The following is a 270-nucleotide window of genomic DNA, read 5'->3' on the forward strand; positions in this document are numbered from 1 at the left end:
GGAGCTCAAGCCCACCAAGTTCGGTTCGCCCGGCCTGCCCAACCTGGGTTTCAACTTGAAGCTCATCAACGAGGTCAGTGGCGAGCCCTGCGGTGCGGGCGAGAAGGGCGTGCTGGCGATCGTGCCGCCGTTGCCGCCGGGATGCCTGAGCACCGTCTGGGGTGACGATGCGCGCTTCCTGTCCAGCTACTTCAGCCACTTCAAGGAATTGCTGTACAGCTCGCTGGACTGGGCGATCCGCGATGAGGACGGCTATTACTTCATCCTCGG

1 pseudogene is annotated in these 270 nt (G+C 63.0%); it reads left to right on the plus strand.

The window, feature by feature from the left end:
* Window positions 1-270 (plus strand): annotated as a pseudogene (prpE, locus tag FLQ44_RS11455) (propionyl-CoA synthetase); the annotation flags it as partial.

It is taken from the genome of Vogesella mureinivorans, from assembly GCF_007644035.1.
GTDB classification, from domain to species: Bacteria; Pseudomonadota; Gammaproteobacteria; order Burkholderiales; family Chromobacteriaceae; genus Vogesella; species Vogesella mureinivorans.